Genomic DNA, 24,022 nt, shown 5'->3' on the forward strand with positions numbered 1-24,022 from the left:
GAAAACCATTTCTCCGCGCCCCAATGGGTTTACGCCCCCATCCGCATTTTGAGTTTCTTCCCAGTCGCAACGCGACTGGGGGAGGTCCCGTTAAATTTGCGATTTTGTGCGGGCGCGCAGCGCACGGGCAAAATCGCAAATTCAATGGCACGTGGCGCCACGCCATCGCCCCCCGCGCAGGGGGAGCCGCAGGCTCTTTTTTTGGGCACGGCCTCGTTGGGCCGTGTCCTCGACTCGCTTCATGAGCGGTGCGCGCGTTGGGGCGCCGGGTGCGCCGGGTGCGCCGAGCTCAAAACAGCTCGGGTTGGGCGTAGCGGCGGGTGGCTTCGGCGCGGGCGGTATTCATTTCCAGTTCGCCCAACAAGCCGAGGAGCTCGCCCAGATTTACTGCTTGGGCTTGCGCGAGGGCGGCGCGGCTGAGCGTCGGCAGCGAGAGGTCGAAGCGTGTGAGCTGCTGGTTGAGCCGCAGCCGCTCCGCCTCGGCGGCGAGTGTTTCGCGGAAGCGCTCGGGCTTGATTTGCGCGGCGTGGGCCAGGACGCCCTCCAGCGAGCCGTGCGCCTGCAACCACTTGGCGGCGGTCTTTGGCCCGACGCCTGCGAGCCCCGGGATGTTGTCCGACGTATCGCCCACCAGTGCGAGGTAGTCGGCGATCTGCGCGGGCGTGACGCCGAACTTCTCGACCACGCCCGCGGGGTCCAGGCTGCGCCAGCCGAGCCGCGGATTCGCCGTAGGTGGCGGCAGCAGCAGCTCGATCCGCTCGCCGACGATCTGTGCGAAATCCTTGTCCGCACTGACGACCTGCACGGCCTCGCCACTGTGCGCCAGCGCCACGGCTTGTGCGGCGAGCAGGTCGTCGGACTCCACGCCCTCGCGCTCGATCCCGCCCAGGCCCATTGCGCGCGTGAGCTGCTTGATGACGGGGATCTGCTGTTGCAGGGGCTCGGGCGTCTCGCGGCGCTGTGCCTTGTACTCGGGGTGCAGCGCGAGCCGCTCTTGCGAGCCGCCGAGGTCAAAGAAAACGAGCGCGCCACGCGGTGCCTGACTGTCGAGCAAACGCCAGAGCGACTTCACCCAGCCATGTAGCGCGCCGGTCGGAAAACCATCCCGACTGCGCGTGAGCTCCGGCATCCCGTAGAACGCGCGGAATGCGAGGTTAAAGCCATCGATGAGAAGCCACTTGGTCGTCATGCAGCGCTCACGCAAGCCCGCCGCCGCCTGCATGGCGAGGCCGCAAAGCGGGCCGATTTCTACCCCGAGCTGTGCGCTAGCCGGAGTGCCCATTGTGTGCTATGGAGTCTGCCGCTCTGCCCCATGAATGATACTCTCCTCTCCTCGCTGAAGCGGCGGTTCAGGCCGCGGCTGTTTACGTTGCCGCGCGCGGCTTTTGGCAAAGGGCAACTCCTCACAGACGGGCTCGCGGGCATCACCGTCGCGCTCATCGCACTGCCGCTCGCGCTCGCGCTGGCCGTGGCGAGCATCCCGCCGGGCGTCGCGACGCCGATCCCCATCCCCGCAATCGGGATTTTCACGGCCATCATCGGTGGCTTCCTCGTATCGCTGCTCGGCGGCAGCCGTGTGCAGATCTCGGGGCCCACCGCCGCCTTTGTTACGGTGATCCTGCTGATCATCGACCGGCACGGCTACGATGGCCTGCTGCTGGCGACGCTCATGGCGGGGGCGATTCTCGTGGTGATGGGGCTCAGCGGGCTGGGCACCTTGATCAAGTTCATCCCCTATCCGGTCACCAGCGGCTTCACGACGGGGATCGCCATCGCGATCATCGTGGGGCAGCTCCCGAGCTTCATCGGGCTGCCCGCCGAGGCCGTGCCGCCGCGCGAGTTTTTCGAGAAAATCGCCTGGCTCTTCGCCCAGCTGCCCGCGCTCAACTGGCGCACGCTCGGCGTCGCGCTGGGGGCTGCGGCGATCCTGTTTTTTTGGCCGCGCCATGCCGCACGCTTCAAGGCCGCGTGGCTGCCTGCGGCGATTCTGGCAATCGCTGTGGCCGCGCTCGTGGTCGCGCTGCTCGACTGGGGAAACAGCGCAGGCGTCGCGACCATCGGCTCGCGCTTCGGGGCCGATGCGCTGCCGCGCGAGCTGCCGGCGCTGACCTGGCCGCAGGTCTCGCTCGCGCGGATCGGCGAGCTGATGGGGCCCGCGATCACAATCGCCCTGCTGGGCGCGATCGAGTCGCTGCTCTCGGCAGTCGTCGCGGACGGGCTCGCCAACGATCGGCACGACTCGAACACCGAGCTCGTCGCCCAGGGCATCGCCAATCTGGTGTGCCCCTTCTTCGGCGGCATCCCCGTCACGGGCGCGATTGCCCGCACCTCGGCCAACGTAAAAGCAGGCGCGCGCACACCGGTCGCGGGGATCGTGCATGCGCTGGTGCTGCTGCTCGTGGTACTGTTTTTCGCGCCGCTCGCCCGGTACGTGCCGATCGGTGCCATCGCCGCCGTCCTCATCTTCGTCGCACTGCGGATGGGAAATTGGCACGAGCTCACGCGGCTGGGAAAGATGCCGCGCAGCGACGCGCTGGTGCTGCTGACGACCTGCTCGCTCACCGTGATCTTCGACCTCGTGGTCGCCGTCCAGGTCGGCGTCCTGCTCGCGGGCGTGCTCTTCATCAAGCGGATGGCCGAGACCACCGAGATCAGCCGCGTGACCGCGCGCGACGAGCTCGAAACCCCCGAGCAAATCGCCCACGGCAAGGACATCCCCGAGGGCGTCGTCGCGTACCGGATCTTTGGCCCGTTCTTCTTCGGCGCCGCCGAGAAAATGGAAAACGCGCTGCTGAGCAGCAGCCCGCTGCCGCGCGTCCTGATCCTGCGCATGCAGCTCGTCCCCGCGATGGATGCCACCGCGCTCAACGCGCTCGAATCAATCGTCGAGCGCATGCAGGCCACAGGCGGCCAAGTCGTCTTGAGCGGCCCACACCGCCAGCCGCTGGAGATGATGCGCAAGGCCGGCTTTCTCGAAAAACTCGGCCGCCAAAACATCCGCCCGCACTTCGACGCCGCCCTCACCCGCGCCAACGAATGCCTCACCGCCAAGTAAACCGGTCAACGACCGCACTGCCCTACGCGGGCGGCGGCAGGCGGTGCCTGCACCCATTTACTGTGCGGCTTGCTGTCGGGCGTCCCGCCCGACTAACAAGCCGCACAGTTGAATGAACTCCCAGACTTGAGCTCAGGTAGGAGTTTAACCCGTAAACTTTTCGCCGCGCCCAAATGGGTACTCCGCTTCGCCGACTTTTTTTACTTCATCGCACTCTGACGCGGCCCTACGAGGCCGCGCGCATAAAAACAGTCGAAGACTGCCTGTCGCAACGCGACAGGGGGGAGTCCTTTAAATTTGCGATTTTGTTCGGGCGCAAAGCGCACGGGCAAAATCGCAAATTGAATGGCACGTGGCGCCACGCCACCGCCCCACGCGCAGTGGGCCAGGCTACTGCTCGCCGCGATAAGTGAACGCGTGGCAGAGTGCCGCGCCTGCGGCGTCGGCCTCGTCGGGCGCGAGCGTGCGGCCGTGGCCTACGAGGCTCATCACCATCCGCTGCATTTGCTCTTTGCTAGCGCGGCCCGTGCCGACGATGGCCCGCTTGATCCGCGTCGGGCCGTACTCAAAAATCGGCAGCTCGCGCAGTGCCGCAGCCGCAATCGCCGCGCCGCGCGCCGAGCCGAGAATCTGCGCGGTCTGGAAATTCTGCACATAGATCGATTGCTCGACTGCCACATGCTGCACGCTGCGCCCGTCGAGCGCTTCCGACACCGCGCGGTGGATCCGCGCCAGCGCTTCGGGCATCGGGACGCGCTGCGGAATCGCGACCGTACGACAATGCAACAAGAGCGGAGGCCGGCCCGCGCTAAACTCGATCACTGCCAGCCCCGTCCCGCGCAAGCTGGGATCGATCCCCAGTACCTGCCCTTCAAATGCCGTGCGGGAGAGGGGGGAGGGGCGGCCTGAGTCGCCGGCGAAGCTTGCCGCAGCAGCCGCGCTCGCGCGCCGCCCGCCCGCTCGCGGCACGGCCAAGCCCTCAAGCTTCGCCTTCCACATCTGGCGCACATTCATCGCGGGGCCTCCGCATTCGGTTCCGGGTCGGGCGCCGGGGCACCCGCCGCGTAAGCCGCGCGCAGCATTTCGACCGATTTCGCTTTACTCACGGGCACAAGCCGCACCGAGGCCGGATCGCGCCCGCTGCGCGCGCAGGCCGCATTGATTCGCGCCTGCACGGCGGCCAGGTTTTCGCCCAGCTCGGCAACCGAAAGAGATAAGGAGGCAGGATCAGGGGCGGACATGACGGGAGCAGGTGGAGCTTGGCTTCGGCATTGAGGGAAAACTCAGCCGCTCCACGAGCGATACAGCAAGTTCAGTCCGGCCGCGACCGAGAGCAGCAGTGCGATATTCTCAAAAAGCCGCTGGTTGATCCGGTGCAGGATCGCGCGACCGATCACCGTGCCGATGAGCACCGCAGGCGCGAGGAGCAGGTTCCCCTTTGCGCTCGCCCAATTGATCAGCCCCAGGTCGATCATGAAGGGCACTTTGAAGCAGTTCATCAGCAGGTAAAAGTAAGCCGCCGTGCCCATGAACTGCATCTTCGGCAGCCGCATCGCCAACAGGTAAATCGCCATGATCGGCCCCGCCGCATTGGCCACCAAGGTCGTGAAGCCCGCCATGATGCCAAAGGTCGCCACAAACCACAGCCCGTGCTCCGGCTCGGCTGCCTCGCCGGTCGTGCCGCCCTCCCGCCCCTCGCCCGCCGCGGGCCGGGCCGCCCGTTGCTGCGCCGCACGCCGCTGCCGCCACACGTGCACCGCGATGAACACCAGGATGATTGCGCCGATAAAGAAACCCGCCTCGCGGTCGCTAAACCGGCCCATCGCGAAGTAGCCGCAGAGCACGCCGAGCCCCGTCCACGGAAACAGGCGCAGCAGCATCCCCCACTGCGCCTCGCGCCGGTACGCCGCGACCGCCACGCAATCTCCCATGATCAACATCGGCAGCACAAAGCCCGACGACAGTTTCGCGGGCATCAGATTGGCGAACATCACAATCGCCAGCATGCCCAGCCCCGCGAGCCCTGTCTTCGAGATCCCGATGATCAGCGCACACGCCGCAGCCAGGATCCACTCCCACAGCCCCCAGTCGGCGATCATGGCAGCACCTCCTGATTCCCCACAGCCCCGACTGCAGATTGGGCACCTGCCCTCTCCTCAGTCGCGCGAACAGGAGTCCGCAGCGCCTCCAGATGCGCCACCGGGGCCTGGGGCTGAGGGAGGCTTGCTTCCATAAATTCACCCTGATTGACGCGAAACAATTGCCACTCGCCCAGCGCGGCATCCGGCGGCGCAGTGCCCGTCGCGATCATCTGCGAGTCGGGATCCACCGCCTCCCAGAAAAGCTGCCGCCGCACCGGATCGAGCTCGCCCAGCACATCGTCCGCCAGCAGCACCGGTCGCAGGCCCGTCCTCTCGCGAAACCACGCCGCCTGCGCCAGCCGCAGCGCGAGGACGAGCCCGCGCTGCTGCCCCTCCGAGGCGTAATCGCTCGCGGCCAGGCCGCCGTGCAAAAACTCAAAATCGTCGCGATGCGGCCCGCTCAAGGTGCTGCGAAACTGCCGGTCGCGCTCCCGCCCACGCGCCCAACGCTCCACCCACGCCGCCGCGAGGGCAGGTGCGCTTGTCGCGGCCCCGGTGCTCCCCTCACCCGAAACAGCGGCGGGCTGAACAGCCCCTTGGTCAGCCGCCTGTCCGCGCGGCGCCGTGTGCGCCGCTCCTGCGCCCGGATCAAAGTTCGGCGCGTAGCGCAGCGCGGCTTCGCGCCCCTCGTTGGCAGCACCGCCGAGCCGCTCACTCGCCACACGCAAACGCTCCCCCAAGGCCGCCAAGCCCACCCGCCGCCGCTCCACGATCTGTGCTGCCGCCGGAGCCATTGCCCGCTCAAAAGCCGCCAGCTCGCCGTCCGTCGCCCCTCCCGCCCCGCGTTTCAGCAAGCTGTTACGATTCGCCAAGGCTCGATGATAGCTTTGCAGGAAGCCGAGGTAGTCCGCGTCAATCGCCGACAGCGTCAAGTCCAGCCAGCGCCGCCGCAGCGCCGGTGCGCCGCGCAGAAGCGCCATATCCTGCGACGAAAACACCACCGTCGGAAACGCCCCCAAGTGCCCCGCCAGCCGCGGCACGCGCTCGCCATCTCGCCACAGCTCGCGCCCCTCCCGCGCCTGCGCGCGCAGCTTGATCAACAACTCCACCGCGCCGTGCACCTCGTGCTCCACCTCGCAGCGAATCGCGGCCTCCCGCGACCCGTGGCCGACCAGCAAACGCGGCTCGCGCGTGCGAAACGAGCGCAGCGCAGTGATGAACCCCGCCGCCTCCAGCAGATTCGTTTTCCCCTGCCCATTGGGGCCCAAGAGAAAACTCTGCCGTCCGCGAAACTCCAAACGCGCCAGCGGGATGTTCCGAAAATCCTGAAGCGTGATCTGGCGCAAGCGCATGGTTGGGGGAAGCGCAGAGCGAACCAGCTCCGCCCCCCGTGTCTACCCTTCCTTTTGCAGCACACGCGGGCCAAACCAAACAGCAGGCTCTTCCGCTACGCGCGGGGCGGCAGGCGGTGCCTGCACCCATTTACTGTGCGGCTTGCCCGTCGGGCGTTCCGCCCGACAGCAAGCCGCACAGTAGAATGAAATCCATGACCGGCGGTCAGGTGGGAATTTAACCCATAAACTTTTTCGGCGCGCCCCAATGGGTTCCCCGCTTCATTCGCTTTTTTGCCCCCCCCCAGTCGCAACGCGACTGGGGGATGGTTCTTTCAATTTGCGATTTTGTGCGGGCGCGAAGCGCACGCAGCAAAATCGCAAATTGAATGGCACGTGGCGCCACGCCACCGCCCCACGCGCAGTGGAGTTCCGATTTTCCTGAGCAACAAGGCACCAGCCTGGCCGAGCGTTTAGCTTTGCGGCTGGCGGCTTCCGCATTAGCTACACGAGCCATGACCTTTGCTGCCGCCATCGACTCCAGCGTCGCCGCCCTGCGGGCCCTGCACAGCATCCGCCCCCAAATCGACCGCGCCGCCGAGCTCATCCTCGGAACGCTCCGACACGACAAAAAGCTCCTCATTTGTGGCAATGGCGGCAGCGCGGCCGAGGCCGCCCACTTCGCGACCGAGCTCGTCGGCCGCTACAAGAAAAGCCGCGCCGCGCTCCCCGCCATCTCGCTCTCCTCCGACGGCTCGCTGCTCAGTTGCATCGGCAACGACTACGGCTTTGACCAAGTCTTCGCGCGCCAAATCGCCGGCCTCGCCCGCCCCGGCGACCTCGTCGTGGCAATCAGCTCCAGCGGCAACTCGCCCAATATCGTAGCCGCCCTGCACGAAGCCAAGGCCCTCGGCCTGCAAAGCATCGCGCTCCTCGGCCGCGGAGGCGGAGCCGCCGCCCCACTCGCTGGCTGCGCCCTCACCATCCCGAGCGAAAACGCCGCCGCCTGCCAGGAGGCCCACTTGTTCCTGATCCACTACTTCTGCGAACTCATCGACTCCACCCACAGCTAAAAACGCAGCTGGTGAAGTACGAAGAAAACTCCCCCAAAAAAAGCGGGCCACTATAGTGGCCCGCTGATCTCAAATGATGTTTTAAGAGCGACCGCTCTTAAAAGCTATAACTCGTAGTCAGGCGGATGTTACGCTTGGGGTGAATGCCAACACTTTCGCGCCCTTGGGCAGCCCAAACGATTCTCCTGTCAAACACGTTCTCCACGTTGAGCTGGAAACTCACAGAACGATATTTATACGAAGCTCCAGCATTGAATATCGTCCGGGCAGGAACATAGAACTCGGGCGTAATCAACACGCCCAGGTCGGTCATACGACTTCCCTCCGGGGCGACCTTACCTACGTGATTGAAGCCGAAGTTCAGGTTTAAGCCCGTTGCGGGGCCATTCCTGAAGCTATACTTGACCATGGCGTTATACATCACCTCTGCGGCATTCCACATCGGCTGGCCGCGCTCATCACGAACCTTCATCTTGGTATAACTGGCAACCGCACTGAGGTTAGGCGTAATGGCTCCGGTCACATCGAACTCAAATCCCTTGGTAGACCGATCCGAAAGAATATCGGCAAATCGGTCCTGACTCCCCTCAGGAAACTGCCAGTTGTCAGGATGCCCCGATACGATATTGGTCTTGGCTATATCGAAGTAGGACCCCGTAACAAACAAGCGCCTGTTGAAAAACTCCTGCTTCGCGCCAACCTCATACATCCGGCCATCGCTCCAGTGATCGACATCTTCAGATCCATTCCAGTGACGTCCCGGATCGGAGTTTTTGGTGTGAGCCGCATAAACAGAAGTCTGTGGAGTTACTTTATAGAGCGCAGCGACGGTGGGGGTTGTCTTTTTTACCGTGCTATAGTTCCTGGTGAAGTTTTCAGTGGTATAGTTTATATCTCCTTCGCTCCGCTGCTGGCGATGGGTGAGCCCCAGGTTAATCTGGAACCGCTTCTGGAAGAAGTCGGTTTGCGTATTGATGTAGAACTGTGACCTCCTCGTCTTGGGGTTTGCCGTGTGCACGTCTACCCTCTTCTCGTCCGAGCTCTTCTGAGGGCGAGGTGGGACAAAACTCCACCGGTTATCAAAATCGAAATAGGGACTTCCGGTAATATCTTCTTGTTTGGGGACTTGATGAACCCACTTGTTTTCGCTATGCCCACTCCCGTAGGATGCCCCGACTGCCGCACTAAATGTACCCAAGGGAGCACCCCTGAAGTTTCCGAAATCAAATCCACCGTACAGATCAGCTTGGTAGTGAACCTCCTCTGCGTAGTTGTAGTTCTCTTCTTCATACAGTGCCACACTATTAAGAACAGGATTGTAAGGAGCAGTAATAAGCGGATTGGTTACTGGATCGTAAGGTTGGAGCGGGTCCAGGCGGGTCCAGGTTTCGGTAGGGCTATACTCACCTGTCAGGGGATTGATTCGGGTCCCGCCCCAATCCACATCTAAACGGGTACCTCCCTGAAAGTAGTAGTACGGGCGATATTCGTAGAGCCCAGCGACACGTAGACTGACCTGCTCCCAAAGCTTGGTGGTAAACTCAGTCGTCACACGCCGGGGTTTTACATCCTTATATTTCCAGTCTGCGTGGCCATTTGCAGAGTCAGGCTTTGTCCGAGGATCAATGTCATCTACAGAGATAACAGTACCGTGGGGGACATCATCCCGGATCCGCAGGGTATTATGGTTACCTGCCTGCCGACCCGTTTGTCTCCAGTTAAAGAGGTTTACTTTAACTTTTAGCTGAGTAGAGGAGGAGGGCCTCCATGTAAGCATGGGGTTCAGCGTCTTGTTGATAAGCCTGCCCGGAACATAGGAAGGAGAATCGCGCCATGAGCCAATAATGCGCCAGGCAAAGTTTTCGGTTCCCGGGACGCGGTCGGTCATATCGAATACGGCTCTATTTCCAAAGTAGTTATCCGCAACCTCGACCTTAACCTCGTTAAACGGGTCAAACAGCGGCGACTTGGTAACAACATTGTAACCACCGCCGGGCTCACCTTGAGGGACGAGAAACTCATTGGGGCCCTTCAGCACTTCAGCACGCTCGATAACCGCGGGGTCAATCGAGGCCTGAAAGGAGCCGAACCCGACAAAGCCATCAATGGTGCGCATGTGGGCTTGAAAACCGCGAATCATCACATCGTCACGCAGGCCAGCCAGTCCAGACATCGGAGCAGGGCCGACACCGGAAACGTACATGATCGCATCGGTGATGGAGGCCGCACCGATATCATCCATGAACTCACTGGTGATAACATTGATGGTAGTCGGAGTATCGATCAACTCTCGGCGTATACGTGCCGTAGAAGAGTCGACCGCACGGTAGCCATCTACCCGATCAGAGGATACGCCGAATACAGGAAGCTCTACAAACTCTTCTGTGGCGGACTGGTCGAGGAGTGAGTCTCGGGGATTTACGCTCTGGGCGTGCCCTGCTAGTGGCAGGCCCAAAGCGAGTAATGCAGGCACAAGCCAAGCTTGTCGTTTCATATGCTTTTTAGGGGTTGGGGTTATGGTTTACAGAAACCGCTCTGAAAACTCAGCGGCTTGGGGAAAGGCACGAAAAAGCCCGCTGCTCGCACGGGGCCGGCGAGTGCAGCGGGTGGGAATGCGAAAGGCCGCCTCCTGAACGCGGCCACTCATGAAAAACAGATGCGGCAAGCAGAGCCGCTTGCCCCTCTGAAAAAAGGGCGAAATCCCTACTTGACGGGCGAGTCAGCGCGTCAACATGAGCTCGACAGCTCGACAGCTCGACAGCTCGACAGCTCGACAGCGGCCCAAGCTCTGAGCAGACACTGCGTGTCTGCTGCCAGCCCCCGGCGCAAGCAAGTGCAGAGCCTAAGCAGGCGCGACTCAACAGAGTTGTCCAAACAAGGGGCATTGGGGTGCTAGGGGGGAACGGTTGGGGAAACCGCGCAGACCCGATGTGACAAAAATTTCGGAGCGCAAACTTTTATTTCAAGAGCGCTCACTCAGTGGCCCTCCCGCAGCCAAACTGCGGTCATGGACACGAGCGGTTTTGCCCAAGCAGGGCTGGCCCATTCCTCGATATCGCGAGCAAGGCTGGGCGCGCCTTTTCCTGCTAAAACGTTTTCTTCACGTTGGCGTAGAGGCGGCGCAGGCGTGGGTCGCCGAAGGTGCTGTAGTAGTAGCTGCGCGACATGTCCACGGGCGGGGCTTTGTCGAAGACGTTCTTCACTCCGAGCGTCAGCTCCACGTTGGAGAGGGCGCGGCGGCGCGCGGCGAGCCGGTAGCGCACGAAGAGGTCGTGGTAAATCTGACTGGCGACGCGCGGCCCGCCTTGCCTGCGAATCGAGGTCGTGCTGCCCCGACCGGTTGGGCTGAGCCGGTAACTGCCGTAGTACTGCGTGGCCCAGCCGATGTTCCACTGGCGGCGGTTCCAGCTAAGGCTGCCGTTGATCCGCTTCTCCAGCGGGCCGCTGTAGGAGGGCACGCCCAGGCGGTTGATCACGCCCGAGGTCACCGAGGTCTGAGTGCGGTAGTAGTCCGACAGGGTCGCATTTATGGCAGTCTCAAAATCGCCCGCCGAGCCGGTTTGCAGTCGATAGCGCGCACCGAGGTCGATCCCCGAGGTTTCCAGCATCAGCATGTTCATCGAGTAGGTGTGGACTTCGAGAACCTGCCCCACGCCGTAGGGGTCGCCCGGATCGGGAGCGGCGCGGATCACGCGGTGGGGGAAGAGTGCTTCTTCGTCGAGGATCGTCTGCGTGCCGGGCGAGGTGATGTTGTTGCGTTTCTCGATTTTAAACCAGTCGGCACTCAGGCGCAGCCCGGGCACCGCGCGCGGACTCCACACGAGGCCGATGTTCAGGTTGCGCGAGGTCTCCGGCACGATGTCGGGATTCCCGCCAGTCAGCCGACGGACCTCGACTGCCTCGCCGCCGCGGCGCGGATCGTTCACCGTGCTCAGGCTCGTGGAAAAAGTGGGCACGGTGAGCTGCGCATAAGTCGGCGCGCGAAAGCCCCGCCCGTACGAGGTGCGCAGGATCAGCTCCTGCACTGGCAGCCAGCGAAACCCGAAAGTGGGCACCGTCGTGTCGTACTCGCTGCCGACCGACTCCACATTGTAGCGCTCGTGCCGCACGGCGACTTGTGCGTCCAGCGCGTACAACGCGCGGATGCTGCGGCCCGCGTGGACGAGCGGCACGCTCGTCTCGGCGTAAAAGCTGTCGGTTTGCTGGCGGCGATAGGTCGGCGGCGGGTGCAGGTCGCTGCTGCTGCCCGCTACATTGGAGCTGCGCAGCTCCCGATGCTCAACCCCGCTCGCCAGCGTGATCGCCCCTCCGTACCACCAGCCCTCGCCCAGCGTCCCCGCGAGTCGCAGCGTACTATCTCCCGACCACGAGTTGGTGAGCCGGTGCAGGGGCGCCGCATAATCATCGATCAGCGTCGGAAACGAAGTCGTATCGCGCAGCACATCCAGGATCCCGTCGTGAATCGCCTCTTCACGCGTCGGGCTGCCGTGCCGCGTCAAGTACATGTGGTGGTTAACCGAGTGACTCCACGAGTAGTTGCCCACCAGGCGCCAATCGCGCGGCAGCTCGTACTCGAAGCCCAGCGCCACGCGCTCGCCGCGGATCGTGGTATTCACCTCGGAGCTGTTTCGGCGGTCGGCATTGCGCACCGGATACGCGACGGCAACATCTTGGCCAAAGGGATTGTTCGGCGAGTCCGCCGCGAGAGTCACCACTCGCGCACCATACCACGTGTCATACGGATTTTGCTCACTGTGAGAGTAGCCGCCGTCGAGAAACACGCGCAGCCGCTCCGTCATCTCGCGGCTCCCGTTCAGGCTAAAGGACTTTGAGCGCGAGGCACCGATCAGCTCCTCGTCGGCAGAGAAGCCGCTCGCCATGCCGCGCGCGAGGTCGAGGTTGTAGGTCCCCTGATTGTCGATCAACGGCTGGAGCCCGTCGATCTGCCAACCGCGATAGCCCAGCGGGATGTGTGTAAAGTGCGACGAGCCCGGCCCGAAAAGCGGGCTCCCATCGCGACTGCGGATGTTTACCAGCGCGCCCCAAGGCGGGTTGCCCGTCGTCCCCGCGTCGGTGTAAAATGCCGCCGGATCGTTTTCCAAAATCCGCTGGCGGCCCTTCTGCCTGAAATCGCGCTGATGCACATACAGTGCCCGCGTGTCCTGATACTGCGCCGAGATCAGCAACTCGCTGCGCCCGCCCTCAAACTGGAAACTCGACGTCCAGTTAAAAGTCTCGATCGAGGCGTGCCCATCGTCGGTCGTTTCGTAGCGCGTGTTAAACTCGTGCCCGCTGTACCCGCGGCGCAGCACCACATTGATCACGCCGCCCAAGGCACTCGCGCCGTAGATCGCCGAAGCCGAAGCAGGCAGCACCTCGATCCGCTCAATCGCCGCCAGCGGAATGCCGTTGAGGTCAGGCTGATCGCTCGCCTCCGTACTCGCACTGCGGCCTACGCCTGCGACCCGCCGCCCGTTGATCAGCACCAGCGTCTCGGCCGAGCTCAGCCCGCGCAGGCTAAAGCTGCTCGCACTGCCGCCATAACCCGTCGCGCTCTGCGCGCCCGACGAAAACGCCGTGCTCATCGTCAACTGCTGGCGCAGCAAATCCTCGACCGTCGTCGCGCCCGAACGGCTGATGTACTCGCGGCCGATGATCGAGTAAGGCTGCACATCGTACTCCGTGCGCATCAGATCCATATTCCCCTCGTAAGCCGTGCGCTCCACCTGATCGCCCGAAACCTCAAACGCCGCCAAAACCAAAACATCGTCACCGCTTCCGGCATTGCTCCCCCCCTCTGCGGGGGAGCCCGGCAAACGAGCCTCAACCCGCTGCGCCAGTGCCGCCGTAGTACCGCCAGCCGTCATGCCGAAAAGCATCATTAATACCAGCAGGAGGCGATTTTGACTACGAACAAGGGGACGAGCATAACGATTACTCATAATAAGTAACCGCCCAAAGCGGGTAAAAACCCCTGCCCAATCAATGAGAATAAATCCCATTTATATCTTAGAAAAACCGCTACTACCCCCACTCCCAAATCCCCTCCGCTCTAATGCAGTGCCCTGAGGCCCAACGCGCCAAATACCAATTCAACCGCCGCCTCGTCGCCCACGCCAAACAAGCCCGCGGCCTTTTCCCCTAAAAGGGCCTTCGATTTTCTTTCTTTTCCAGAATGGCTTACTGCGGACTGTCGAGTTCCAGCCAGGTGGTTTCGGGCGGGGAGCCATCGGGGCGGTGGTGTTTCAGGAGAACGCGCGGCGAGGGCACGGGCTCGATTTTTTCGACTTCGAGTGAGTGGCCGTCGGGGCTCTGCCAGGTCTCTCCTTCGCGCAGGTCGCGATTTTGGCCGTCCATTTCGAGTCGAGCCACCAAGCGATGACCTTTCGCTCGTTCGCCTTCGCGCAGGATCAGTTGCTCACCTGTCGCGGCGCGGATTGTGGCGGTAGCTCGCGGTGGGCGCAGTGTCATGCGCTCGGGAGGTTCCGGAGCGGCCTCCACTTGCAGGGCGAGAATTTCGACACCGAGCGACGGCACTTGATCTCCCGAGCGCAGGAGCAGGGTTTCGCCATTTTGGAGGTTTTCAAAAAGCCCTATGGGTGCCTCCCCCGCCCCGTTGCTGAGGTAGCCGCTCACTTGCAGTGGGTAGTCTTCGTATCTCAGCTCAAGGAGTCGGGGCACGTGGTCGCGACCGGGCCCTGCAAGCGCGAGCGCAGCAGAGGCGACCGGCCCCTCGGCCGAGCCTTGAGCCGCTGTAACACGAAACTGCCGCGACTCGGCATGGTAAAAAATCTCGGGCGGAGTGAAGAGGTCGAAAAGCCACTGCGCGCCGCGCCGCTGCGGTTGAGCGGCGGCCCACTGCGGCGGGGAAAACGTGTTGTCGACTGGGGTCGCATTATCCGTGTCGGCGGCGGGCTCAGCGATTTCCCCGGTAGCTGCTGCCCGACGATCTGGCTCGGCCTCGTTTGCAGAAAACTCCACATAGTCGAGCGTCACCAGAAAGTCGCTGTCGGTCGGCCTTGCGAGGAGCTCGAAGCCGTCCTCGGCAGTTTCGTGTTGAGCGGGCAAAGAAGAACGCAAGCCCGCCCCGCCAGGCACACGCTGCCGCTCAGCGGCGGGCTCGACTGTGATGCTGCGAACGACGACGGGCAGGCGGGCGCGGGCCAGCGCGTTTAACCAATCGCGCAAGGCGGCGGTGCGCCCGCGAAAGCGGATTTGAAACGCAGCGCGCGAGCCTTCAGCGCGCAGCCCAAGGTTGCTCGCGTTCACCTCGCCCCAAGCTGCCACAGTCGCTGCCGGTGAATCGGCATCAGCACTTGCGCGACTGACTGCGAGCAATCGTTGCGGACGGCTGTGCAGGAGCGCGCCCACGACCTGCTCAAGGACGAGTCGCTGTTTGTAGACGCGGAGGATATCCGCCTCGGCGGGGCCTTCGTTGGCGTAGTCGCTGAAACCAAAGTGCGGCTCAGTGCTGAGCTCCACCCCGTGACCTTGCGCGAGGCGGATCATATCCTGGCGATAGCGCGCGAGGTCGAAATACGCGGCACGGCGGGTGAGCGGCGGCGCGGCGGCAGTTGCCTCACCGTTTCCCGGGCGGGCCGAAAGCGCACGCGTAACCGCGTTGTCGCGCCACAGGGCCTCCGCCTCGCGCAGGGCGAGGCGCGCGGCGGCAATGTCGGCCTCAAGTGCATCGGCGACCGCCTGCGTGGGGGCAGGCTGCGCTTGCTCAAGCGCGACGAGTTGGCGTTGCTTGGCCGCGAGTTGTGACCCGGTTTTGCGCAAGGTTGTTGCGCCCCAGACAAGCCACAAAACTTGTCCCGCAAAAACGAGTGCGGCTGCCGCGAGTAACGCAGGAAGTCCGCCCGGACGAAGATGTGGGAAGCTGAGCTTCAAAATGAGGATGGGGCTAGAGCGGCTGCTAGGGGTTGATGAGGAGCTCTGCATCGAAATGGATCACGCCCGGGCGGCTGCGGTCGTAGCGCTCGCGCTCGATCCGTTGCACAAACGCGGAAGACTGGAGTGCGTCGAAAAGCCGTTGTGTCGCCTCGTCCGCTGGGCGGCTCTCCAGAAGCCAACCACCGATTTCCACACGGGCAGCCGCGGTGGTTGCGCCCAAGTTGCCGGACGCTGCTAACTCCGCCTCAGCCTCAGCATCCGCGGTTCCCGCATAATGCAGCCGCTCCAGCCACACATCGCCGACCTCGGTCAACCGCGCTTGAAGATCGGCCAAAAAGCGGAGCCAGAGCGTCCGCTCCGCGTCGAGCGCGCGCACTTGGGCGAGTCGGGCCTGTAATTCGCCCAAGCGCGCTTCCGCAGCCGCATTACTCGCACTCAAGCGCAACAGCGGGGCCGTGGCCGTGTCGATGGCCATCGACTGCGCGTGGGCTCGCGCAATCGCAGCGCGCTGCCGGACGAGTAACGGCGCAGGGAGAAGCGCAAGAATGGCCGCAGCGGCCAAGCCCCACGGGCGCCGCCGCCGCGCTTCGCGTTGCGCGCGCCGTTGCGGCGGCAAGAGGTCGAGCCGTTGCGCAGCCGGTAAAAACGCTCCGACTGCGCAGCCGTAGGACGCGAACAAGTCGCCCGCAGCGGGTGCGCCGGGCATCGATGCCTCCGGGGAAATCTGGAGCGCAGCAGGGATGGGAAACTCGGCCACAGGAAGCTTGAGCGCAGCACTGACTTTCTCCCGAAGCCCGGGCAGAAGACTGCCGCGACCGCACATATGGATATGCGTTGGCGGCTCGGCCTGCGGCTGCCGCAAGTACGCGAGCTGCGTCAGCGTGAGCTCGGCCGCCAGCCTGGCCGAAAACTCCGCGAAGCAGTTTTGCACCGCTGCTGACCCGGGCAGGCCGTTCACCGCGCTGGAGCCACCGTCAAAAACGGAGCCGCTCACCTTGAGTGCTTCTGCGTCCGCAAAATCGATCCCGAGTTTTTGGGCAATCGCAGCCGTCAGCGAATTTCCCCCAAGCGCGATTGTGCGCAGCCCAAGCGCCCCCGTTTCCCGGTTGAATAAAACGACCTGCGTCGAGCGCGCCCCGACGTCGACGAACAGCGATGACTTGGCGTCAGCAGCGTCGCCAGTGCGCTGCGTCAGCGCGATGGCCCGCCACAATGCGAGAGCAGCCGGTTCGCAAGCGCAAGGGATTAGCCCTGCCGACTCGACTGCTGCACAAAGCGGCTCCAGCGCCTCGAGCCTGGCCGCCGCCAAAAGCAAATCGAGCTCGCCGCCCGCGCTGCCGAGCTCAAGCGCGCCCCAAGCCACCTCATCGAGCGCAAAAGGAATATGTTGTACTGCCTCAAAATGCAGTGCCGCTGTGCGCTTCTCAACGGCGACCAGCGGCGTCGCCACGCGCTTGGTGAGGACAAGATGCCCCGGCAGACACAGGCGGCAGGCGCTTCCTTTTTTTATCCGCAAGCTGGAGAGCGCGACTTCCAGCGCGGCGGCCACCTGCATGGGCCAAGCCGCGCTGTGAGCGGGTGAAGTAACAAAGTTTTCGCGCGCGCAAGCCACCCGCCGCAGCGCAGGAGCGCGCCCCGGGAAAGGCGCATGCCGCGCACTCGCGGGCGCCCCACTGCCGGCCGAAAACACGGCGACCGAGACATGAGCCGCGCCACACTCAATCACGACCTGTTGCTGGGCTCTCATGGGGCGGGGAGTTCTCGCAGCCCCACTCACCTGTCAGTCACTCGGGGCGCCCGCCACCTTGGCCTCACAAACACACCTGTCATTCATAAAAGACGGCTCCCCACCCGGACGCGTGGCGAAGCGCATTGAGGGCTCCATGCGGGACGCGCTCGCTTTTCGCGAGGGCTTGAGGCAGCACGCTGTCATGCCCCCTGCTTTGCCCTACAAAATCTCTGTCCTGGTTTTTCTCGAAAATGCGCGCGGCGAGCACCTGCTGATCTTGCGCGCCAAGCCGCCCAACTTCGGCATCTGGAGCCCGATCGGCGGCAAGCTGGAAATGGCTAGCGGCGAATCGCCTTTCGAGTGTGCGGTGCGCGAGACGCGCGAGGAAACGGGCTTCGAGATCGGCGCGGGTGACTTGCACCTGTTCGCGATGATCGCTGAAAAAGCCTACGAGGGGGACACACACTGGCTGATGTTTCTGTTCCGCTGCAAGCGGCCTATCGAGGCGCTGCCGCCAGCGATCAGCGAGGGGCAGTTTGGGTTCTTTAGCCGCGCTGCGATTGAGGGCTTGCCCATTCCCGAAACTGACCGGAAGGCGCTCTGGCCGATCTACGATCGCTACCGCGAAGGCTTCGTTGCGCTGCGCGCCGATTGCTCGCCGGGTGCGCCCATTTCCATCGAAATTGAGCAGGTCACCGCAGCCGGCACGGGCAGATCAGCGTAAGAGCGCGCGCGCAAAACGCCGCGCGCAAAGGCGACGCGAGATCGCGCTGCCTGCCCTCTGACATAAACGCTCTTGATTTCCCGCAGCCCCACCGAAAACTCGCCCTCTTTTAACCCGAAACGACTCCTCCCCTTGAGCAAAAAAACGAACGCCAAGACGCCCACTGCCGAGACTGACTTCGCCTCCGTAGCAGTAAACCAGGCGCTCACGAGCGAAGAGCGAGTTGAGCTATTCCGCACGATGGTGCGCATCCGCCGTTTTGAGGAGCGCAGCTTGCGCGCCTATCAGGCCAAGAAGATCGGCGGTTTCCTGCACCTGTACATCGGCCAGGAGGCGGTCGCGGTCGGTTGCTGTTCGCTGATGGGCAAGGACGACCACGTCATCACGGCCTACCGCGATCACGGCCACGCGCTCGCCGTCGGCATGGGGATGAACGAGCTGATGGCCGAGCTCTACGGCAAGGCCACTGGCTGCTCGAAGGGCAAGGGCGGCTCGATGCACTACTTCGCGCCGGATCGAAACTACTGGGGCGGCCACGGCATCGTCGGCGGGCAAATCCCACTCGGCACCGGCCTCGCCTACGCGATCAAATACAAAGGCCTGCACGGCGCCGCGATGGCCTTCATGGGCGACGGCGCGGTCAATCAGGGCGCCGTCCACGAAGCCTACAACCTCGCCGCGCTCTGGCAGCTGCCGATCATTTTCGTTATCGAAAACAACGGCTACTCGATGGGCACCAGCCAGGAACGCAGCTCCGCCGGGCAGCTCGCCAAACGCGCCGAGGGCTACGACATGGCCTGGGACGCCTGCGACGGGCACGACCTCTACGCCGTGCGCGCCACGATGGATAAGTACCTGCGCCGCGCCCGCGAGACCTCCGCCCCCGCGATTATCGAGATCCGCACCTATCGCTACCGCGGCCACTCCGTCGCCGACCCCGACAACACCTACCGCACCAAGGAGGAGATCGAAGCCTACCGGCAGACCAAGGACCCGATCCAGAATTTCCAAAACCAGCTCCTCACCGCAGGGATTCTGGACGAAGCCCTCATCAAGAAAATCAATGACGAAGCGCGCAGCGAAGCCGAGGCCGCCGTCGCGTTTTCCGAGGCGAGCCCCTGGCCCACCATTGAGGACATCCAACGCGACGTATATTGGGAGGCCGACAACCCGTCGCAGCGCACCTCCGGCGGGCGCCTCTTCTTTGATTAAAGCAAACGCGAGCCCGCTACCCGCCACCACGCACACACTCGCTCACGACACGCAGGTCCAACCCCCAGTTCTCCTTTTTCCGCCCGTGCCCACCATCACTTATCGCGAAGCTGTCCGCCACGCCCTGGCCGAAGAAATCGAGCGCGACGAAGCCGTCGTCCTCCTCGGCGAGGAAGTCGGCCAGTTCAACGGCTCCTACAAAGTCTCCGAGGGCTTGCTGGAGCGCTTCGGCCCCAGGCGCATCGTCGACACTCCCATCTCCGAGGCGGGCTTCATCGGCATGGGCGTCGGCGCCTCAATGCTCGGCCTGCGCCCCGTCATGGAGCTCATGTTCTGGAGTTTTTACTCGGTCGCCTTTGACCAGATCCTCAATAACGCCGCCAACGTCCGCTACATGTCCGGCGGGCTCATTAACTGCCCCATCGTCATCCGCGGCCCGGCAAACGGCGGCACCAACGTCGGCGCGACCCACTCGCACACGCCCGAAAACATCCTCGCCAACCACCCCGGCGTAAAAGTCGTCGTGCCCTCCACGCCCTACGACGCAAAGGGCCTGCTCAAATCCGCGATCCGCGACAACGATCCGGTCATGTTCCTTGAGAGCACGATCCTCTACGGCGAAAAAGGCGAAGTCCCCGAAGGCGAGTACCTGATCCCGCTCGGCCAAGCCGATGTGAAACGCAGCGGCAGCGACCTGAGCATCATCACCTATGGGCGCAGCGTCCTGCACTCGCTCAAGGCCGCCGAGACGCTCTCCGCCGAGCACGATATCGACGTCGAAATCGTAGACCTGCGCTCCATCCGGCCGCTCGACATCGACACCGTCCTCGCCTCCGTCGCCAAGACTCACCGCGTCCTTATCGTCGAGGAGCAAAAGCCCTTTTGCAGCGTCGCTACCCAGCTCGCCTACATGATCCAGCGCGACGCTTTCGACGAGCTCGACGCGCCCATCAAGCGCCTTTCCACAATCGACGCGCCCGCCATCTACAGCCCGCCGCTCGAAGTCGAGCAACTGCCCAACCCACAGCGCATCATCGCAGCCGCGCTGGATGCGATGGAGTAGAGCCTCGCAACCCCGCTTCCGCGCCCCACCCTCACAACAACGGCGCAGCTTCCCAGCCACTCACTTGAAGCGGTGTTCGCCTCGAACTCTCGCTCCAACCATTTAACCAGAAACTCTCCCAATGGCCGACATCATCGAAATGCCCAAACTCAGCGACACCATGACCGTGGGCACGCTGGTCAAATGGCTCAAAAAAGAAGGCGATACCGTCGCCAACGGCGACATGCTGGCCGAAGTCGAAACCGACAAAGCCACCATGGAGCTTGAGTGCTTCTTCGACGGCACGCTCCTCAAGATCTTCGCCGAAGCTGGAGCACAGGTCGAAATCGGCGCCCCACTCTGCGCCATCGGCGAGAAAGGCGAAAAGGTCGAAGCCCCCGCGAAGAAATCGCCCGTGGCCGCCGGCGAAAACGAAGCCGCCAAGCCCGCTGCTGGCGCTCCGGCCGCCGCGGCGGCACCCGCTCCTGCGGCAGCCTCCATTGCGCCGACGCCAGTCACGCCCACCGCACCCAGCGCGCCCGTCGTACCTGCGATCGCTGCTACTGTACCGACACCGGCAGGCACTGGAACAAACGCTCCTGCTGGCCGCGTAAAAATCTCCCCGCTGGCCAAAAAACTCGCTGCGGAAAAAGGCATTGATCCCAGCCGTGTAAAAGGCAGCGGCCCCGGCGGACGCATCGTCCGTGCCGATATTTTGGCCGCCCTCGAAAATCCGGCACTTCTCTCGCCCGCTGCGGGAGCTGCCTCGGGAGGCAAAGCCGCAGGCGGCTCGGGCCGCCCCGCGAAGCCCACCTGGGCCTGGCGCTCCGCGCTCGACAAGTCCGCCATCCAGGCGCCCGGCACCGCGCCCCTGTCCAACATGCGCGCCACGATCGCCAAGCGGCTCGTCGAATCGAAAACCCAGTTCCCGCACTTTTACCTGGAGATCGAAGTCGATGCCGCACCGCTCGGCGCCCTGCGCGAGCAGCTCAACGCAGGCCTCGGCAACGACGGCGTGCGCCTCTCGGTAAACGACCTCATCCTGAAAGCCAGTGCGCTGGCCCTGCGCGCCGTCCCCCAGGTCAACAGCTCCTGGAGCGATGCGGGCATCGTCTCGCACGGCGCGACTCACGTCTCCTTTGCCGTGGCGATTGACGACGGGCTCATCACCCCCGTGATCAAAGACACCGACCGCAAAAGCGTCTTTGAAATCAGCGCCGAAGCCAAAGACCTCGCCAAGCGCGCCAAGTCCAAGAAACTCGCCCCGGCGGAATTCACCGGCGGCACCTTCTGCGTGAGCAACCTCGGCATGATGGGCATCACCCGCTTCAGCGCGATCATCAACCCGCCCAACGCCGCCATCCTCGCCGTCGGCACCACCGTCAAAAAACCCGTCGTGGTGAAAGACCAGATCACTATCGGCGAGCGGATGGTACTCACGCTCTCCTGCGACCACCGCGTCGTGGATGGCGCCCTCGCCGCCCAATTCCTCAACGCCGTCAAAGCCCACCTCGAGACCCCCGCCCTCTTGCTACTTTGAGGATAGCTCATACCCACTCGGACTCATGAGCACGCTGCCCCTTCCAGACGTTGAGCTAGAAGCGCCGCGCACTGCCAGATACTTTGGGCAGTTCAAAACCATCGGTGTAGGTCCTACCTATCAAGTCGGTCATCCTGTTCGTCAGCTTACTGATGGCGACGGGCCACGCGTGGCCTTTTCCTGTTGGCGTTGGCGGGTGCCTCAAGCGGGCGGGCACTTGGGTGGAGAGTCGGCAATCGCCCTAAAAAAGGGGTGAAGTCCCTCTTGCGAAGTGAGGGCGCGTGTTAAGCGTGGCGGGCATATGTCTCCCAGCGTCGAAAATGTCGTCATCATCGGTACGGGTTGCGCGGGTCTCACCGCGGCGATTTATGCAGCTCGTGCGAGCCTCAACCCGCTCGTCCTCGAAGGCATGCAGCCCGGCGGGCAGCTCACCACCACGAGCGAGGTCGAGAACTACCCCGGGTTTCCTCAAGGGGTCGATGGGTTCCAGCTCACCCAAAACATGCGTGAGCAGGCGGCGCGCTTTGGCACCCGCTTTGAGCAAGCGCAGGTGAGCCACGTCGATTTCTCCAAAATGCCGCGCGAACTCTACATCGGCGAAGGCACGAGCGAGCGTACGATCCTCGCCAAGAGCGTCATCATCGCGACCGGTGCCTCGCCGCGCATGACGGGGATCCCGGGCGAAAAGGAATTTTACGGCGGCAAGGGCGTGACGACCTGCGCGACTTGCGACGGCGCGTTCTACCGCGGGATGCCCGTCGCCGTCATCGGTGGCGGCGACAGCGCAGCGGAGGAAGCGCTCTTCCTGACGCGCTTCGCGAGCCAGGTATTCTTGATCCACCGGCGCGACACGCTCCGCGCCTCGAAGATCATGGCCGACCGCGCCACTTCCCGCGAAAAGATCACAATGATCTGGGACACCGTGCCGACCGAAGTGCTCGGCGACGAATCCGGCATCGTCAGCGGGCTAAAGCTCCAGAATCTCAAAACTGGCGAAAGCTCCGTACTCCCAGTCAAAGGCGTTTTCGTTGCCATCGGCCACGTGCCCAACAGCCAGGCCTTCGCTGGTGCAATCGAGGTCGATGAGAGCGGCTACTTCAAAACCCTCCCCGGCTCCCAGGTGCGCACCAAGGTGCCCGGAGTTTACGTCGCGGGCGATTGCTCCGACCACATTTACCGCCAGGCGGTCACCGCCGCAGGGATGGGTTGCCAGGCTGCAATCGACGCGGAGCGCTGGCTGGCCGAGGCCGAAGGCTGATATAGGTCTGCGTTGCGAAGATCGGCATGCGCACTACCCGTAGCGCGCATGCAAATCGGCGTAGATAGCTTTGTCTCTACCGGGAAACGCGGCGCAGTGGGTGATGCCCGGCGCGTCCAGGAGCTGCTCGAAGAGATCGAGCTGGCCGATCAAGTCGGGCTCAGTTGCTTCGGCATCGGCGAGCACCACCGGCCCGACTACGTCTCCAGCGCGCCCGCAGTCCTGCTCGCGGCAGCCGCGACGCGCACGAAGCACATCCGGCTCAGCAGCGCCGTCACCGTGTTGAGCTCCGACGATCCGGTGCGGGTGTTTCAGCAATTCGCCACGCTCGACCTCATCTCCCAAGGACGTGCCGAACTGATGGTCGGGCGCGGCTCGTTCATCGAGTCGTACCCGCTGTTTGGTTACGACCTCAGCGACTACGAATCACTGGCGGGCGAGAAGCTGGAGCTGCTGCTCAAAATCCGGGCGAGCGAGCACGTCACCTGGAGCGGCCAGCACCGCGCGCCGCTCACCGGACAAGGTGTCTACCCGCGGCCCTTGCAGCAGCCGCTGCCCATCTTCGTGGGCGTAGGGGGCAGCCCCGACTCAGTCGTTCGCGCCGCGAAGCTCGGGCTGCCTCTCGCAATCGCAATCATCGGCGGCTCGCCCAAACAGTTTCGCCCGCTCGCCGACCTTTACCGGCAGACTTGGTCCGAGGTCGGGCGTGCACCAAATGACGCCATCGTTGTGGTTCACAACCTCGGTTTTCTGGCCGATACGACTCAGGAAGCGCTCGACACGTTTTGGCCGGCGTATCGCGAAGTCTTTGGCGGGATCGGGCGCGAACGCGGCTGGGCTCCGCCTTCTCGTCCGCAGTTCGACGCGCAGTGCGGCGAGCTCGGTGCACTGCAAGTCGGCAGTGCCGAAGCCATTACCGAGAAGCTCGCCAAGGAGCACGAATGGCTCGGCGGCATCGCGCGCGTAAACCTGCTCCTCGACAACCGCGCGCTCAGCCACGCGCAGATCATGCGCTCAATCGAGCTGCTCGGCACCAAGGTCGCCCCGCTGCTGCGGGATTTGTAGACACGCGACCGCAGTC

General features: G+C 63.6%; 16 protein-coding genes and 1 pseudogene. 8 read left to right on the top strand and 9 right to left on the bottom strand.

Annotation, left to right across the window (positions count from 1 at the left end; translation table 11 throughout):
• Positions 1-289 precede the first annotated feature (289 nt).
• Complete coding sequence (locus tag AXK11_RS07850) at positions 290-1,282, bottom strand: 5'-3' exonuclease (protein ID WP_231865807.1); 993 nt, start codon at positions 1,280-1,282, stop codon at positions 290-292.
• Between the two features lie 30 nt (positions 1,283-1,312).
• On the opposite strand from AXK11_RS07850, the gene AXK11_RS07855 reads away from it, so the two are divergent.
• Positions 1,313-3,055, top strand: coding sequence for a SulP family inorganic anion transporter (locus AXK11_RS07855; RefSeq protein WP_068631005.1), 1,743 nt, complete (start codon positions 1,313-1,315; stop codon positions 3,053-3,055).
• Between the two features lie 390 nt (positions 3,056-3,445).
• On the opposite strand, the gene AXK11_RS07860 is transcribed toward AXK11_RS07855, so the two are convergent.
• The 4 genes and pseudogenes from AXK11_RS07860 to recF all read right to left on the bottom strand — a co-directional run bounded on the left by AXK11_RS07860 (position 3,446) and on the right by recF (position 6,488).
• Positions 3,446-4,069, bottom strand: coding sequence for a crossover junction endodeoxyribonuclease RuvC (locus AXK11_RS07860; RefSeq protein ID WP_068631007.1), 624 nt, complete (start codon positions 4,067-4,069; stop codon positions 3,446-3,448).
• A 41-nt stretch (positions 4,070-4,110) separates the two neighbouring features.
• Positions 4,111-4,296: pseudogene (locus tag AXK11_RS10095) on the bottom strand (YggS family pyridoxal phosphate-dependent enzyme); the annotation flags it as partial.
• A gap of 42 nt (positions 4,297-4,338) precedes the next feature.
• Positions 4,339-5,154, bottom strand: a complete 816-nt coding sequence (locus tag AXK11_RS07870) for a sulfite exporter TauE/SafE family protein (RefSeq protein WP_068631011.1) — start codon at positions 5,152-5,154, stop codon at positions 4,339-4,341.
• On the bottom strand, positions 5,151-6,488 hold the full coding sequence (gene recF, locus AXK11_RS07875) for a DNA replication/repair protein RecF (protein WP_068631013.1): 1,338 nt from the start codon (positions 6,486-6,488) through the stop codon (positions 5,151-5,153). Before recF ends, AXK11_RS07870 begins: the two co-directional genes overlap by 4 nt.
• Positions 6,489-6,982: 494 nt before the next feature.
• On the opposite strand from recF, the gene AXK11_RS07880 reads away from it, so the two are divergent.
• Complete coding sequence (locus AXK11_RS07880; protein WP_068631015.1) at positions 6,983-7,540, top strand: D-sedoheptulose-7-phosphate isomerase; 558 nt, start codon at positions 6,983-6,985, stop codon at positions 7,538-7,540.
• A gap of 97 nt (positions 7,541-7,637) precedes the next feature.
• Here the strand turns inward: AXK11_RS07880 and AXK11_RS07885 are convergent, their stop codons facing one another.
• The 4 genes from AXK11_RS07885 to pilM form a co-directional block, all read right to left on the bottom strand.
• The gene (locus AXK11_RS07885; protein ID WP_082781040.1) at positions 7,638-10,034 is read right to left on the bottom strand and encodes a TonB-dependent siderophore receptor; all 2,397 of its coding nucleotides are present in this window, start codon (positions 10,032-10,034) and stop codon (positions 7,638-7,640) included.
• 592 nt (positions 10,035-10,626) lie between these two features.
• The gene (locus AXK11_RS07890) at positions 10,627-13,422 is read right to left on the bottom strand and encodes a TonB-dependent receptor domain-containing protein (protein WP_197456849.1); all 2,796 of its coding nucleotides are present in this window, start codon (positions 13,420-13,422) and stop codon (positions 10,627-10,629) included.
• 298 nt (positions 13,423-13,720) lie between these two features.
• On the bottom strand, positions 13,721-15,484 hold the full coding sequence (locus tag AXK11_RS07895) for an Amuc_1100 family pilus-like protein (protein ID WP_231865808.1): 1,764 nt from the start codon (positions 15,482-15,484) through the stop codon (positions 13,721-13,723).
• Positions 15,459-17,183, bottom strand: a complete 1,725-nt coding sequence (pilM, locus tag AXK11_RS07900; RefSeq protein WP_068631022.1) for a pilus assembly protein PilM — start codon at positions 17,181-17,183, stop codon at positions 15,459-15,461. The genes AXK11_RS07895 and pilM overlap by 26 nt, the downstream gene beginning before the upstream one ends.
• A gap of 184 nt (positions 17,184-17,367) precedes the next feature.
• Here pilM and AXK11_RS07905 point away from each other — a divergent pair, with 184 nt between their 5' ends.
• The 6 genes from AXK11_RS07905 to AXK11_RS07930 all read left to right on the top strand — a co-directional run bounded on the left by AXK11_RS07905 (position 17,368) and on the right by AXK11_RS07930 (position 24,006).
• Positions 17,368-17,889 (top strand): NUDIX hydrolase, encoded by a 522-nt coding sequence (locus tag AXK11_RS07905; protein ID WP_068631077.1) that lies wholly within the window; start codon positions 17,368-17,370, stop codon positions 17,887-17,889.
• A gap of 132 nt (positions 17,890-18,021) precedes the next feature.
• Positions 18,022-19,101, top strand: a complete 1,080-nt coding sequence (pdhA, locus tag AXK11_RS07910) for a pyruvate dehydrogenase (acetyl-transferring) E1 component subunit alpha (protein ID WP_068631079.1) — start codon at positions 18,022-18,024, stop codon at positions 19,099-19,101.
• Between the two features lie 85 nt (positions 19,102-19,186).
• Entirely contained in the window at positions 19,187-20,164 is a 978-nt protein-coding gene (locus AXK11_RS07915; protein ID WP_068631082.1) for an alpha-ketoacid dehydrogenase subunit beta, read from the top strand.
• A 121-nt stretch (positions 20,165-20,285) separates the two neighbouring features.
• The gene (locus AXK11_RS07920; protein WP_068631024.1) at positions 20,286-21,683 is read left to right on the top strand and encodes a pyruvate dehydrogenase complex dihydrolipoamide acetyltransferase; all 1,398 of its coding nucleotides are present in this window, start codon (positions 20,286-20,288) and stop codon (positions 21,681-21,683) included.
• A 301-nt stretch (positions 21,684-21,984) separates the two neighbouring features.
• Positions 21,985-22,941: a thioredoxin-disulfide reductase gene (gene trxB, locus AXK11_RS07925; protein WP_068631026.1), complete on the top strand. Its 957-nt coding sequence runs from the start codon at positions 21,985-21,987 to the stop codon at positions 22,939-22,941.
• 48 nt (positions 22,942-22,989) lie between these two features.
• Positions 22,990-24,006 (top strand): Atu2307/SP_0267 family LLM class monooxygenase, encoded by a 1,017-nt coding sequence (locus AXK11_RS07930; RefSeq protein ID WP_068631028.1) that lies wholly within the window; start codon positions 22,990-22,992, stop codon positions 24,004-24,006.
• Positions 24,007-24,022: the final 16 nt, after the last annotated feature.

It is taken from the genome of Cephaloticoccus primus (assembly GCF_001580015.1).
Classification (GTDB): Bacteria; Verrucomicrobiota; Verrucomicrobiia; order Opitutales; family Opitutaceae; genus Cephaloticoccus; species Cephaloticoccus primus.

Coding starts and splice junctions, on each gene's coding strand:
- AXK11_RS07850 (WP_231865807.1), bottom strand. CDS start 1,282: ATGGGCACTCCGGCTAGCGCACAGCTCGGGGTAGAAATCGGCCCGCTT.
- AXK11_RS07855 (WP_068631005.1), top strand. CDS start 1,313: ATGAATGATACTCTCCTCTCCTCGCTGAAGCGGCGGTTCAGGCCGCGG.
- AXK11_RS07860 (WP_068631007.1), bottom strand. CDS start 4,069: ATGAATGTGCGCCAGATGTGGAAGGCGAAGCTTGAGGGCTTGGCCGTG.
- AXK11_RS07870 (WP_068631011.1), bottom strand. CDS start 5,154: ATGATCGCCGACTGGGGGCTGTGGGAGTGGATCCTGGCTGCGGCGTGT.
- recF (WP_068631013.1), bottom strand. CDS start 6,488: ATGCGCTTGCGCCAGATCACGCTTCAGGATTTTCGGAACATCCCGCTG.
- AXK11_RS07880 (WP_068631015.1), top strand. CDS start 6,983: ATGACCTTTGCTGCCGCCATCGACTCCAGCGTCGCCGCCCTGCGGGCC.
- AXK11_RS07885 (WP_082781040.1), bottom strand. CDS start 10,034: ATGAAACGACAAGCTTGGCTTGTGCCTGCATTACTCGCTTTGGGCCTG.
- AXK11_RS07890 (WP_197456849.1), bottom strand. CDS start 13,422: ATGATGCTTTTCGGCATGACGGCTGGCGGTACTACGGCGGCACTGGCG.
- AXK11_RS07895 (WP_231865808.1), bottom strand. CDS start 15,484: ATGCAGAGCTCCTCATCAACCCCTAGCAGCCGCTCTAGCCCCATCCTC.
- pilM (WP_068631022.1), bottom strand. CDS start 17,183: ATGAGAGCCCAGCAACAGGTCGTGATTGAGTGTGGCGCGGCTCATGTC.
- AXK11_RS07905 (WP_068631077.1), top strand. CDS start 17,368: ATGCCCCCTGCTTTGCCCTACAAAATCTCTGTCCTGGTTTTTCTCGAA.
- AXK11_RS07920 (WP_068631024.1), top strand. CDS start 20,286: ATGGCCGACATCATCGAAATGCCCAAACTCAGCGACACCATGACCGTG.
- trxB (WP_068631026.1), top strand. CDS start 21,985: ATGTCTCCCAGCGTCGAAAATGTCGTCATCATCGGTACGGGTTGCGCG.
- AXK11_RS07930 (WP_068631028.1), top strand. CDS start 22,990: ATGCAAATCGGCGTAGATAGCTTTGTCTCTACCGGGAAACGCGGCGCA.